We start from the raw sequence: 13,847 nt of genomic DNA, 5'->3' as shown, positions 1-13,847 counted from the left end.
ACGCTATGAAACAGGTGCTTTTTGTTCGTCCCGACAGTCGCGAGGACGGAAAGATAATGTGGTGTGAATCCGGCAGTCAGGAGGTCATCACGGGTGAGGGCCGCGAGGCGCTGGATACGCTTGCTCAGCATCCCTTAGCCACGCGCGTCTGCCTGCTGCTGCCGGCGGGGGAAATGGTTTTCCGCCATTTTACGCTGCCGAAAAAAATGGCGTCGCAGGCCACGGCATTCTCGTGGATGGCGGAAGAGACGCTGATCGGCGAGGTGGATAACCTTCACTGGACGGTGCTCAATAAAAAAGGGGCCGAGGTTGACGCGGTGGCGGTAGATGCCGATCGCCTGCGCGGCTGGCTGGACCGTTTTCAGGAGGCCGGGCTGAAGATCGTTCAGGCGCTGCCCGACGCCTGGCTGCTGCCGGTTGCCGCGGGCGGCAGCACGATCGTCGCGCTGGAGGACAACTACTGGCTGCGCCTCTCTCCCCACGTGGCCTGCGAGGTGGAGGCGGCCCTGCTGCCGCTGCTGATGCCGAAGGCGGGCGAGGGCGAGGTGGCCTGCTACGGTGAGGCTCCCGCCGGGGTTGAGGTAGATGAGCGCCTGGCGTGGGAACACCCGCTGGCGCTGATCCAGCCGCAGTGGGCGCGCTGTCGCGTCAACCTGCTGCACGGTGCCTTTAGCGCCAAGGCGTCTCACGGCAGCGCAAAACGGATGAAGGCCGCTATCGCCGCGGCGGGGCTGCTTTCGCTGGGCCTGCTGCTGGGCCCGCGCGTCGCCATGGCGTGGATGCTGGTGCAGCAGGAGAACCAGATGCAGGAGGAGATTATGCAGGTCTACCAGCATCACTTCCCCAGCATGCGTCACCAGACCAACATCAAATATCACTTTGGCCAGAGCGTGAAAAAGCAGAGCAAGGGCGTCTTCCTGCAGCTTGAGGCGCTGGAAGGCGCGAAGCAGGCCGTTCCGGCGATGGAAGTCAACCTGGTCGAATACGACTATGCGAACAATACGCTGTCGCTCAGCGTCAGCGCGCAAAACCCGCAGGCGCTGCAGACGTTTATTCAGAAGGCCAGCGAGAATTTTGATTTTACGCTACAGCCTGTTTCCAACAGCGCACCGTATACCGCCATGATCTCAGGGAAATATAAATGAAAGCGCGAATCGCACAATTAACATCACGTTATCAAAATTACAGCACCCGGGAAAAAACAATATTAAAAGCAGGCATAGCCGCCATGTGCTGTGCGGCCATTTATTATGGGGGGATTATACCTTTGGATAATATGATTAAAGAAAGTCAGTTGACATTGAAAAAACAGAACGAAACCCTGAGCTGGATGAGGGCCGAAATTGATAAAAATCATCTTCCGGTATTACAGGTGAAAACCGATAACCCGAGAAGCGTGGTGGAAAACAGCGCGCACGAAATTAATATTTCGCTCACGGATATCCGTCAGGACGGCCAGACGCTGGCCTTTGTGGTCAACCGTATTAACGTGTATGAGCTGAAAAACTGGCTGCGTGAAATGAACCTTACCTCCGGCATTCGCTTAGAGAAAATGAACCTCACGCCCGTAGACCACCTCAGCGACGTGAAGGCCGATATTCAGCTCACCTGGAAAAAAGTGGCATGAATACGCTAATGCTGGTGCGGGAGAGCTGCCCGGCGGGATTCAGCGCAATGAGCGGCGTGCTGGGGGCGATCGTCGGCAGCTTTCTGGGGCTGGTTGCAGACCGCGTTCCGGCGATGGTGATGGACGAAGAGAGCCGCACGAACCTTCTCTTTCCCGGCTCGCACTGCCCCGCCTGCGGGCATTCGCTGAAGGCGTGGGAAAATATCCCGCTCGTCAGCTGGCTGGCGCTGCGCGGGCGCTGCAGCCACTGCCATACGGCCATTCCGCTGCGGTTATTTTTAATCGAATGCGCGACGGCGCTCTTTTTTGCCGTTTCGGCATGGTGCATTGCCGATATCCAGGCGCTGTGCGCGCTGTGGCTGATGGCGGCCTTCCTGCTGCCGCTGACCTTGATTGACCGCCAGCACCTGCTGCTGCCCGATTGCCTCACGCAGCCGCTCCTGTGGGCCGGGCTGCTGATCCATGCTTTTTCCGGCAGCCTGCCGCTGCGCGACGCGCTGTGCGGCGCGGTGGCGGGATATCTGTCGCTATGGCTGCTGTACTGGGGATTCCGCCTGGCGACCGGCCGCGAGGGGCTGGGCTACGGTGATTTTAAGCTGCTGGCGGCGCTGGGCGCCTGGTGCGGCTGGCAGGCGCTGCCGTCTATCGTGCTGATTGCCGCGCTCAGCGGTATTTTGGGTTATTTCCTGATGACTAAATCAGATAAAAATAACCTCGTAATCTCTTTCGGACCGTACCTCTCTTTTGCTGGAATAGCGGTATTCATTAGTCAGCTACTCGTTATTCAGATTTAATTTTACGGTCAAGTTTTTTTAAAAATTTTTTCGGCGAGGAAAGGGAAGGAATCCCTTTGAGCTCCAGTGTATCGTAAGGGATATAGGCAATAAGGACTTTGTGCTTGTATCTTTTTATGGAGGAATGAAGCGCGTCATCTCAGGTTTTAGTTTTGCAATATCACGTCGTTTAAATACTGACAGTGCGATTTACATTCCATGTTTTAAAGGAAAACATGGGTAACATATTTTCAAATAAATTTATCAGGAAATAAGAATGAAATTTATGAAGCCTAAATATCTGGCGCTCTTTGTGGCAGCAGCATCCAGCTCTGCATTCGCAGCGGCACCGGGTACGCCTTCAATCAGCAGCGGCAACGACAAGTTCGCTATTGTTGAAGTGGATCAGGCAGCTCAGGACTATAACAGCCTCGTTAAAGTGCACGATGGCGCTGACGTCAAAGTTGAGTGGAACGTCTGGAGCGGCGATGCGCCAACTTCAGCAAAAGTGCTCCTCGATGGTCAGACCGTCTGGAGCGGCGCGGGCAGCGCGTCCGGCTCTGCAAGCTTTAAAGTGAAAAAAGGCGGTCGTTATCAGGAGCAGGTTGAACTGTGTAACGCCAGCGGCTGCACCAAGAGCGCGAGCAAGCTGATCATCGTTGCTGATACCGACGGTAGCCACCTGCTGCCGCTGAACGCAGCGATGCAGGAAAACAACAAATCCTTCAGCAAGCACACTGATAAAGTGGTTGCCGCCTATTTCCCGGAGTGGGGCGTATACGGCCGTAACTTCCCGGTAGATAAAATCCCTGCCGCTAACCTGAACCACATTCTGTACGGCTTCATTCCAATCTGCGGCGGCGACGGCATCAACGACGGCCTGAAAACCGTTGAAGGCGGCAACAGCTTCTCCGTGCTTCAGCGCGACTGTGAAGGCCGCCCTGATTTCACCGTGGCAATCCACGACCCGTGGGCTGCGCTGCAAAAACCACAGTCCGGCGTCTCTAACTGGGACGACCCGTACAAAGGTAACTTCGGCCAGCTGATGGCGCTGAAAAAAGCCCACCCTGACCTGAAAATTCTGCCTTCTATCGGCGGCTGGACCCTGTCTGACCCGTTCTTCCACATGGGCGATACCGCGATCCGCGCACGCTTCGTCTCCTCTGTTAAAGATTTCCTGAAAACCTGGAAATTCTTCGACGGCGTAGACATCGACTGGGAATTCCCTGGCGGCGGCGGCGTGAGCGAAAACCTCGGCAACCCGCAGCAGGACAAAGCGACCTACACCGCGCTGATGCACGACCTGCGCGCGATGCTGAACGAGCTGTCTGCTGAAACCGGTCGTTCTTACGAACTGACCAGCGCCATCGGCGCAGGCAAAGACAAAATTGAAGACGTGGACTACACCACTGCCCAGCAGTACATGGACCACATCTTCCTGATGAGCTACGACTTCTACGGCGGCTGGAGCAACACCGATCTGGGTCACCAGGCGGCGCTGCGCGGCGCTGAGTGGAAGCCAGACACCAACTACACCACCGAAAACGGCGTTGACGCGCTGCTCGCTCAGGGCGTACAGCCGGGCAAAATCGTTGTGGGTGCAGGCATGTACGGCCGCGGCTGGACTGGCGTTCACGGTTACACCGGCGACAACCCGTTCACCGGCACGGCAACCGGCATGGTGAAAGGGACCTGGGAACCGGGCGTTGTTGACTATCGTCAGATCGTTAACGAATACAAAGGCAAGCCGGGCTGGGAATACAAATATGATGCGGCAGCAGAAGCACCGTATGTATTCAACAAGTCTACCGGTGACCTGATCACCTATGAAGACGCCCGCTCTACTGCCGCGAAAGGCAAGTACGTGATGGCGAAAAACCTGGGCGGCCTGTTCTCCTGGTCTATCGACTCCGATAACGGCGACATCCTGAACGCGATGAACGAAAGCCTGCTCGGCGGTTCAACTCCGGTTGATCCTGTTGCCACTAACCATGCGCCGGTCGCCACTGCGGTTGACCAGACGGTAACTGGTCCGGCAGCGGTAACCCTGGACGGCTCTGCCTCCAGCGACCAGGACGGCGATGCGCTGACCTACAAATGGACCCAGATTTCTGGCCCAACCGTGACCCTGGCGAACAGCACCAAGGCCAAAGCGACCTTCAACGTGGCTGCGGTCACCAGCAACCAGACGCTGGCGTTCCGCCTGACCGTGACGGATGCGAAAGGTCTGAGCAACTCCGTAGACGTACAGGTTCTGAACAAAGCGCCAAAAGCGAACCAGGCGCCTGTCGTTAACAAAATCGACGCTGTTTCCCTTGAAGCAGGCCAGAGCTACACCCTGAACGCACAGGCTGCGGATCCGGATGGCGATGCGCTGACCTACTCCTGGAGCGTTCCAGCGGATATGCACGCGACCGGTACGAATACCTCTAGCGTTAACATCACCGCGCCAGACGTAAGCTCTGACTCCAGCTACACCCTGAGCGTTATCGTTTCTGACGGTAAAACCAGCGTGCAGTCCGACGTGCAGGTTTCCGTGTCGCCTAAAGCGGCTCCGGCTCCGGCAGACGAAGATACCAATCCATCTGACGAAGGCACCAACCCGTCTGACGAAGGGACTAACCCTTCTGACGAAGGCACCAACCCATCCGATGAAGGCACTCAGCCATCTGACGAAGGCTCTGCAACCGGCAGCTGTGACAAACCAGTAGACGCCAATGCCAGCAAATACGCTGCATGGGACGCCAACAAGGTTTACAACAACGGCGACACCGTAAGCTCCGATAACCTGGTCTGGAAAGCGAAATACTGGACTCAGGGCAACAAGCCGGGCTTCGATGCGGACGCATGGGAACTGGTAAGCCAGGTGAAAATGAACTGGCGCTCTGACGTGGTTTACAACGGCGGTGACACCACCACCTACAACGGTTCCGTATACCGTGCGAAATGGTGGACCCGCGGTGATAACCCGGCTAACAGCGATGTATGGGTGAAAGAAGGCGCGTCTGCGGACTGCAAATAACTTCTGAACCAACGTTGCGGGCGTAATATTCGCCCGCAGCATTTGACCACACCCCGCTTCGGGTGTGGTCAATTCTCAAATTAACAGTGACGTGCGCAAAGAGAGGATGGGATATAACGTAAGCAGGTGCATAAATGAAACGCATGATTTTATTATTACTGTTAGTCAGCCAGAGCGTATTCGCAAATTGTTGGGATAAAGCGGCGCATTATTATCACGTCGACCCGTATTTATTATTTGCCATCGCTAAAGTGGAATCGGGAATGAACCCCAGAGCCGTTGGCTGGAACCGTGACGGTTCGCACGATGTAGGATTGATGCAAATTAACAGCACCCATTTTGTTGAGTTACAGCGCCGCGGCATTGATGAGCGCCGTCTTATTGTCGAACCCTGCACCTCCATCATGGTTGGCGCATCCATACTCTCGAACATGATTAAAGTGTATGGCTATAACTGGGAAGCGGTAGGGGCGTATAACGCCGGTTTGAAAAAAGAGAATTATCCGCAGCGAATGCAATATGCCCACAAGGTGTGGCGTAAATATCAGGAAATAAAACAGCGTAACGCATATGTATATTAATTTTTTGTTTTTTGAAGAATACCGTTCAGTGTTCTTCAGAAAGTGAAAAGAACCGCACGCTCAGGTTTATTTATTAATGGACTAATACATAAGCCGTGTTTGCATTAACCATTGTTGCTTAAAAACAGGATTATTTGAGATGAACAAAAGGACTCTTCTGAGCTTACTCGTTGCAGGGGCATGCGTTGCTCCATTCATGGCTCAGGCTGCTTCGCTGCAGGCGACCAGCAGCGAACCGTACACCATGAAAGCCAGCGATCTGGCGAAAAAAGAGAAGGAACTGACGAGCTTCCCGCTGATGGCTTCCGTGAAGGATACCATTCGCACGCTGGATAACGAGCAGGTTGAGCTGATCGAGCCAGGCCGCGCGGCGAATCCGGACAACGTGAAGCGCGTTGAAGGTATCGTGAAGGAGAGCGACTGGGAATATCTGTTCCCGATGCGCGCAGCTTCTTATACCTACAGCAACTTCCTGAAGGCCGTGGGCAAGTTCCCGGCGCTGTGTAAGACCTATAACGACGGACGCGACAGCGACGCGATCTGCCGTAAAGAGCTGGCAACCATGTTTGCCCACTTTGCGCAGGAAACCGGCGGCCACGAAAGCTGGCGTCCGGAAGCCGAATGGCGTCAGGCGCTGGTTCACGTCCGTGAAATGGGCTGGACCGAAGGCCAGAAGGGCGGCTATAACGGCGAATGTAACCCGGAAATCTGGCAGGGTCAGACCTGGCCTTGCGGTAAAGATAAAGACGGCGACTTCGTCAGCTACTTTGGTCGCGGCGCGAAGCAGCTCTCCTACAACTACAACTACGGTCCGTTCTCCGAAGCGATGTTTGGCACCGTTCGCACCCTGCTCGACAAGCCTGAGCTGGTGGCTGACACCTGGCTGAACCTGGCATCCGCGATCTTCTTCTTCGCGTATCCACAGCCGCCAAAACCAAGCATGCTGCAGGTTATCGACGGCACCTGGCAGCCAAACGATCGCGATAAAGCGAACGGTCTGGTCCCGGGCTTCGGCGTGACCACCCAGATCATCAACGGCGGCGTTGAGTGCGGCGGCCCAACTGAGATTGCACAGTCTCAGAACCGCATCAAGTACTACAAAGAATTTGCTAACTACCTGAAAGTGCCGGTTCCAGCGAACGAAGTGCTGGGCTGCGCCAACATGAAGCAGTTCGACGAAGGCGGCGCTGGCGCGCTGAAGATCTACTGGGAACAGGACTGGGGATGGAGCGCGGATACGCCAGACGGTAAGACCTACTCTTGCCAGCTGGTGGGCTACCAGACGCCGTTCAGCGCGTTCAAAGAGGGTGATTACACTAACTGCGTGAAGAAATTCTACAACGTTAACATCATCAACGACGACGGTTCTGCCGTAACGCCTGACGAAACCCCGGTAACGCCGAAGCCAGACGAAACGCCAGTAACGCCAAAGCCTGACGAGACGCCTGTCACGCCAGTTCCGGACGAAACGCCGGCCGTGGTTAACCATGCGCCAGTGGCGCAGATCGCCGGTCCAATCGGTGCGGTTGAAGCCGGTGCGCAGGTTTCCCTGAGCGCGGAAGGTTCTACCGACCAGGACGGCAACCAGCTGACCTACACCTGGCGTTCTCAGGACGGCACCACGGTGACCGGCCAGGACAAAGCGGTTGTGACCTTCACTGCGCCAGAGTCCGCAACGGCTCAGCAGATCGAAGTTAGCCTGACCGTCAGCGACGGCGAGCTGAGCAGCACCACCACGTACCTGCTGAACGTGAAAGCTAAAGCAGCGACGCCATCCAAAGATGACGGTGCTTCCGGCTCTTACGCCGCGTGGAGCGCGAACAACAAGTACAACGCAGGTGATATCGTGAACAACCACGGTAAACTGTTCCAGTGCAAACCGTTCCCGTACAGCGGCTGGTGTAACAACGCCCCGGCATACTATGAACCAGGCGCAGGTCTGGCATGGGCTGATGCCTGGACCGCTCTGTAATAGCAAAACGGCAACCGAAAGGTTGCCGTTTTTGTTTGTGTACTTTTCCCCCTCACCCTAACCCTCTCCCCAAAGGGGCGAGGGGACCGTAAGGTGCAGTGGTAGGTCGGGCACCAGGCTAGCGGTGCAGTTTCCCGTGATCGCGTAACCACGCCGCCGTGCGGACAATCCCCTCATCCAGCGTCACCACCGGCTTATACCCCAGCTCGTTCTGCGCGCGAGAAATATCCAGCGTAAAATCAAAGTTCAGCTTCGAAACGCCGTAGTGCGTCAGCGCGGGCTCTTTGGCGGATTTGCTGCCAAAGCGCTCCATGCTGCGGGCGATCATGTCCAGCATCGGGTAGGGAACGGAGCGAATGCGGCACTGGATCTGCAGCTCGTCAATCAGCCTCTGGACGATGCTGCTCAGCGTGCACGACTCGCCGTTGGTGATGTTATACGCGCGACCGGAGACCCGCTTTTCGCAGTCCGGCTGGCTTGCCAGCCACATCGCGTGAACCGCGTTTTCGTAGTAGGTCATATCCACCAGCGCGTCGCCGCCGCGCGGCAGCAGCACGCTGCCGTAGTGGTGCATCATCTGCGCCAGGCGCGGGATAAACACCTTATCGTGCGGCCCAAACAGGCTCTGCGGGCGCAGCACCGTAAAGCGGGTATGCGGGTTAGACTGCGCCAGCAGGTCAATGACCTCTTCGCTGGCGGCCTTGCTGCGGGCAAATTCGCAGGCAAAGCGCGCCGGACGGAAATCTTCCTGAATATCGCGGTGGTGGTGATAGTCAAAATAGAGCGACGGGGAAGAGATATGGATGAAGTTACGCACGCCCCAGGCAACGGCCCATTCGCCCAGACGACGCGTTGCGCGCACGTTGGCGAGATCGAAGGCTTCCTGCGTGCCCCACGGCGAGGTGAAACTGGAGCAGTGCCACAGCGTGTCGATACCGGCGAGCATCACCTTAGCCTGAGAGGAGACCAGCTCCGTCAGATCCGCGTGGACAAATTCCGCGCCCATTTTTTGCAGCAGCTTGCCCATCGCCTCGTTGCGACCGGTTGCCCTGACGCTGATGCCATTGTTGCGCAGAAACTCGACCGCGTTTCGGCCTAAGCCGCTGGTCGCACCGGTAACCAGTACCTTCATAACTGTCCACTGTGTTGAAAAGAATTTCGTGCGCATTCTTCCGTGAATTACGCGACTATGCAATGGGAAAGGTGAAAGAATAAGAGTTTTAATTAGATATTTTAATGCTTTTGTTCTGCCAGCCGCGCAATGCGTTTTGCCATGCCGCGGAAGATAAACAGGTGCGCCGGGATCATAAACAGCCAGTAGAACAGGCCGGGCATGCCGTGCGGATGCCACCACGCCCGAACGTCCAGCTCGCGGTGGTCGCCTTTGTCTTTCAGCGTAAAGCAAAGCCGCCCGAGGCCGGGCGCCTTCATGCCGAACAGCAGCGCCAGCTGTTTTTCCGGCTCAACGATAATCACCTTCCAGCTGTCGACCGTATCGCCAACCTTTAAATAGGGATGAGCAGGGCGGCCTTTCGCCAGCCGGTGGCCGACAAGCAGGTCCATCGCGCCGCGCGTTTGCCAGAGAATATTGCCGAAGAAGTAGCGCTCCTTGCCGCCGATCTGGTTGATCACCTCCCACAGCGACGCCAGGCTCGCCTCGGTTTTCACCGTGCAGCCCGCCTGTTTAGGGTAGTAGCCGTACTCGGGCCGCCAGCGGGCAAAGGCCTGGGCGTCGTAGCCCCAGTCGCTGGAGTTCACCAGCTTTTCCTCTTCCTTCAGCGTGTTGCGCACCGCGTCGTCGAAGCGGATCAAATCCTGCGGGATCAGCGCGCGCAGCTCGCGGTCGTCCGCCAGCAGATCGTGCTTAAGCCCCTGGATCAGCGCTTTCGCCGTGGTCGGCGGCACGGAGGTGATGACGTTTAAAAACCATACCGAGATCCAGCGGGTCGGGAAGGGGACGGGCACCAGCAGCCGATGGCGGCCGCTGACCCGCATAAAATGTTCGAACTGCTGCTGGTAGCTCAGCACCTCCGGACCTGCCGCTTCCAGCACGCGGTGCTGGGCTGCGGGATGGTTAAGCAGCTCCACCAGGTAATGCAGCAGATTCTCCAGCGCGATCGGCGTGGTGCGCGAACGCACCCAGCGCGGCGGGGTGAGCACCGGCAGGTTGTAAACCATGTCGCGCATCACTTCGAACGCGGCCGAGCCTGCGCCGACGATGATCCCCGCCCGCAGCTCGGTAACGGGGATGTTGGCGCTGCGCAGGGTGTCGCCGGTGAGCTGGCGCGCGCGCAGGTGGTCCGACTGCTCGTGCTCGGGCGCCTGCAGCGAGCTGAGGAAAATCACCTGCTTCACCGGCGTCTGCAGCAGCGCGTCGCGCACGTTCATCGCCACCTGGCGCTCGTGGGCGATAAAGTCGCCGCCTTCGCCCATGCTGTGAACCAGGTAATAAAGCGTATCAACGCCTTCGAGCAGCGCGGGCAGCGCCTTCGGCCAGTTCAAATCGACGTTATGGCAGGTGACGCCGGGCAGCTGCTGCTTTTGCAGCCGTTCCGTGCTGCGCGCCACGGCCAGCACCTGATGCCCCTGCTGGCCGAGCGCCGAGGTCAGATGCTGACCGATATACCCGCTGGCACCCAGCACCAGGATCCGTTGCGCCACGTTGCTCTCCTTTATTAACGCTGTAAGAACGCCTGCCAGTGCTTCACCACGTCCGCCAACTGCTCGCGGCTGACGTCAAGATGCATTACCAGGCGCACTACCGGAGAGGCGTTGATCAGCACGCCGCGCGCCTTCATGAACTCGCCCAGCGCGGCGGCATTTTCGTCGCCCACGCGCACGAACAGCATGTTGGTGTCGTGACGCATCACGTCCGCGCCGATCTCGCGCAGCTGCGCGGCCATCCACGCGGCGTTGTCGTGATCGTCCTTGAGGCGCGCCACGTTGTTTTTCAGCGCATAAAGGCCCGCCGCCGCCAGAATACCGGCCTGGCGCATGCCGCCGCCGGTCATTTTACGCCAGCGGTTGGCGCGCTTGATGTAGTCAGCGTTGCCGACCAGCAGCGAGCCGACGGGCGTGCCCAGCCCTTTGGAGAGGCATATGGTGAACGAGTCGCAATATTGCGTGATCTCCTTCAGCTCGCAGCCGTATTCCACCACCGCGTTGAAGATGCGCGCGCCGTCAACGTGCAGGCCTAGCCCGCGCTCGCGGGTAAAGTCCCACGCCGCTTTCAGGTACTCGCGCGGCAGCACCTTGCCGTTGTGGGTGTTTTCGAGGCTCAGCAATTTGGTGCGGGCGAAGTGAATATCGTCGGCTTTGATTTTCGCCGCGACCTTATCCAGCGGCAGGGAGCCGTCCGCTGCGGCGTCAATCGGCTGCGGCTGAATGCTGCCGAGCACCGCCGCGCCGCCGGCTTCGTACAGGTAGTTATGCGCGCCCTGGCCGACGATGTACTCTTCACCGCGCTCGCAGTGGCTGAGCAGCGCGACCAGGTTGGCCTGCGTGCCTGTTGGCAGGAACAGGGCGGCCTCTTTGCCGCCCAGCTCCGCCGCGAAGCGCTGAAGTTCGTTGACCGTCGGGTCGTCGCCGTACACGTCGTCCCCGACCGGGGCGGCCATCATCTCATCGAGCATGGCGCGCGTGGGTCGGGTTACGGTATCGCTGCGTAAATCAATCATGGCAAGTCCTTATGTTTAAAAAGGCAATGCCAGATGTTTTACCTGAGCCAGTTGGTTTTTGCCAGTTCCATCACCTCGTCGCCGCGTCCGCTGATAATGGCGCGCAGCATGTAGAGGCTGAAGCCTTTGGCCTGCTCCAGCTTGATCTGCGGCGGAATGGCCAGCTCGTCCTTGGCAACCACCACGTCCACCAGCACCGGGCCGTCGATGGAGAACGCGCGCTGCAGCGCCTCGTCGACCTCCGAGGCCTTCTCGACGCGGATGCCGGTGATGCCGCACGCTTCGGCGATGCGGGCGAAGTTGGTGTCGTGCAGGTCGGTGCCGTCCGTCAGGTAGCCTCCGGCCTTCATCTCCATCGCCACGAAGCCCAGCACGCTGTTGTTAAAGACCACGATTTTAAGCGGCAGCTTCATCTGCACCACCGACAGGAAATCGCCCATTAGCATGCTAAACCCGCCGTCGCCGCACATCGCCACCACCTGACGATCCGGCGCGGTGGCCTTCGCGCCCAGCGCCTGCGGCATGGCGTTAGCCATTGAGCCGTGGTTGAACGAACCGAGCAGGCGGCGCCTGCCGTTCATCTTCAGATAGCGTGCCGCCCAGACGGTTGGCGTGCCCACATCGCAGGTGAAGATGGCGTCGTCGTCGGCAAAATGGCTGATCTGCTGCGCCAGATACTGCGGGTGAATCGCCTTGTCGCTCGGCTTAGCGAGATCGTCCAGGCTTTTGCGCGCGTCGCGGTAGTCGCTGAGCGCCTTATCGAGGAACTTGCGGTCGGTTTTTTCTTCCAGATGCGGCAGCAGCGCGGCGAGGGTGGCTTTGATATCGCCTATCAGCGCCATATCGACCTTGCTGTGCGCGCCGATGCTGCCGGGATTGATGTCGATCTGGATGATTTTAGCGTCGGTCGGGTAGAAGGCGCGGTATGGGAACTGGGTGCCGAGCAGCACCAGCGTGTCGGCGTTCATCATGGTGTGGAAGCCGCTGGAGAAGCCGATCAGCCCGGTCATGCCGACGTCGAACGGGTTATCATACTCAACGTGCTCTTTGCCGCGCAGGGCGTGGACGATCGGTGCTTTCAGTTTGCCCGCAATCGCCAGTAGCTCCTTGTGCGCTCCCGCGCAGCCGCTGCCGCACATCAGGGCGATATTGCTCGAGTAGCGCAGCAGCTGGGCGAGCTTTCTCAGCTCCTCTTCGGCTGGCGTCACCACCGGCAGCGGCGCGGGATACCAGTGGCTGCTGGCGCTTTCCGGCGCGGCCTTCAGCGCCACGTCGCCCGGCAGAACCACCACCGAGACGCCGCGGTTAAGCACCGCCTTGCGCATGGCGATCGCCAGCACCTGGGGGATCTGCTCCGGCGAGGAGACCAGCTCGCAGTAGTGGCTGCATTCACGGAACAGCTCCTGAGGATGCGTCTCCTGAAAATAGCCGCTACCGATTTCGGAAGAGGGGATGTGGGCGGCAATCGCCAGCACCGGAACGTGGTTGCGGTGACAATCGAACAGGCCGTTAATCAGGTGCAGGTTGCCCGGCCCGCACGACCCGGCGCAAACGGCCAGCTCGCCCGTCAGCTGCGCTTCCGCGCCTGCGGCAAACGCGGCGACCTCTTCATGGCGCGTGGGCATCCATTCGATGGTGTTCATTTTATTGAGGCTATCGCTCAACCCGTTCAGGGAGTCGCCGGTTACGCCCCAGATGCGCTTAACGCCCGCCTGGTCGAGGGTTTTTGCAATATATGCAGCCACGGTTTGTTTCATGGGTGTCCATCTCCTTTTTGTGATATCGCTTACAAGCTTAGAAGAAACAGCGCGTCTTGCCCGCCAGAAGATGCGCTCATCCTTTTTTTTAGCGTGATGAGTAATGCGTTGATTTTTAAAAAGGGGGTAAAGGGCGCTGAAAAAAGGGGGTAATAGCAAAATTGAGCGTGTTGTATTTATTTTACAAAGGGATAAGCGTAGATTGGTGCAGTTCACTGCCGGACAGGCAGCTTAGAAACTCACGGGGACGGCCCTTTCACATATCCCTGCGTTCACTGCCGGACAGGCAGCTTAGAAATTTGGGGATTCCTCAGAACGCCACTGCCGCGCAGGCAGCTTAGTAAATAATCGAATCTATGGCCTCGATAACAACCAGACTGCCGCACAGGCAGCGTTAGACCGATCGGGCGCAGAACCTAAAAAAGCCCGGGAGCGATA

10 protein-coding genes are annotated in these 13,847 nt (G+C 58.1%); 6 read left to right on the top strand and 4 right to left on the bottom strand.

Translation table 11 applies throughout. The features are described 5' to 3' along the window. Positions 1-5: 5 nt before the first annotated feature. The 6 genes from gspL (at position 6) to AB8804_RS05295 (ending at position 7,975) form a co-directional block, all read left to right on the top strand. Positions 6-1,145 carry a type II secretion system protein GspL gene (gspL, locus tag AB8804_RS05320; protein ID WP_371183888.1) on the top strand — a complete coding sequence of 380 codons (1,140 nt, stop codon included), beginning with the start codon at positions 6-8 and terminating at the stop codon, positions 1,143-1,145. Next, on the top strand, positions 1,142-1,627 hold the full coding sequence (gene gspM, locus AB8804_RS05315) for a type II secretion system protein GspM (protein ID WP_371183885.1): 486 nt from the start codon (positions 1,142-1,144) through the stop codon (positions 1,625-1,627). The genes gspL and gspM overlap by 4 nt, the downstream gene beginning before the upstream one ends. Further along, on the top strand, positions 1,624-2,421 hold the full coding sequence (locus AB8804_RS05310; RefSeq protein ID WP_371183883.1) for an A24 family peptidase: 798 nt from the start codon (positions 1,624-1,626) through the stop codon (positions 2,419-2,421). The genes gspM and AB8804_RS05310 overlap by 4 nt, the downstream gene beginning before the upstream one ends. Positions 2,422-2,677: 256 nt before the next feature. After that, positions 2,678-5,422 (top strand): glycosyl hydrolase family 18 protein, encoded by a 2,745-nt coding sequence (locus AB8804_RS05305; RefSeq protein ID WP_371183881.1) that lies wholly within the window; start codon positions 2,678-2,680, stop codon positions 5,420-5,422. Positions 5,423-5,556: 134 nt separating this feature from the next. Then, positions 5,557-6,003: a type III secretion system invasion protein IagB gene (gene iagB / locus AB8804_RS05300; RefSeq protein WP_371183879.1), complete on the top strand. Its 447-nt coding sequence runs from the start codon at positions 5,557-5,559 to the stop codon at positions 6,001-6,003. 139 nt (positions 6,004-6,142) lie between these two features. Next, positions 6,143-7,975 carry a glycoside hydrolase family 19 protein gene (locus AB8804_RS05295; RefSeq protein WP_371183877.1) on the top strand — a complete coding sequence of 611 codons (1,833 nt, stop codon included), beginning with the start codon at positions 6,143-6,145 and terminating at the stop codon, positions 7,973-7,975. Between the two features lie 118 nt (positions 7,976-8,093). Here the strand turns inward: AB8804_RS05295 and AB8804_RS05290 are convergent, their stop codons facing one another. The 4 genes from AB8804_RS05290 to poxB form a co-directional block, all read right to left on the bottom strand. Continuing rightward, the gene (locus AB8804_RS05290) at positions 8,094-9,107 is read right to left on the bottom strand and encodes an NAD-dependent epimerase/dehydratase family protein (RefSeq protein ID WP_371183875.1); all 1,014 of its coding nucleotides are present in this window, start codon (positions 9,105-9,107) and stop codon (positions 8,094-8,096) included. Positions 9,108-9,208: 101 nt separating this feature from the next. Further along, complete coding sequence (locus AB8804_RS05285; protein ID WP_371183872.1) at positions 9,209-10,636, bottom strand: DUF2867 domain-containing protein; 1,428 nt, start codon at positions 10,634-10,636, stop codon at positions 9,209-9,211. 14 nt (positions 10,637-10,650) lie between these two features. Further along, positions 10,651-11,652: a low-specificity L-threonine aldolase gene (gene ltaE, locus AB8804_RS05280; RefSeq protein ID WP_371183870.1), complete on the bottom strand. Its 1,002-nt coding sequence runs from the start codon at positions 11,650-11,652 to the stop codon at positions 10,651-10,653. 38 nt (positions 11,653-11,690) lie between these two features. Beyond that, positions 11,691-13,409 carry a ubiquinone-dependent pyruvate dehydrogenase gene (poxB, locus tag AB8804_RS05275; protein WP_371183867.1) on the bottom strand — a complete coding sequence of 573 codons (1,719 nt, stop codon included), beginning with the start codon at positions 13,407-13,409 and terminating at the stop codon, positions 11,691-11,693. Between the last annotated feature and the right edge of the window lie 438 nt (positions 13,410-13,847).

The organism is Enterobacter sp. KBR-315C3_2022, assembly GCF_041399425.1.
Classification (GTDB): domain Bacteria; phylum Pseudomonadota; class Gammaproteobacteria; order Enterobacterales; family Enterobacteriaceae; genus Enterobacter.
The sequence above is the reverse complement of the archived record's forward strand: the minus strand, read 5'-3'. Positions and strand labels throughout refer to the sequence as shown.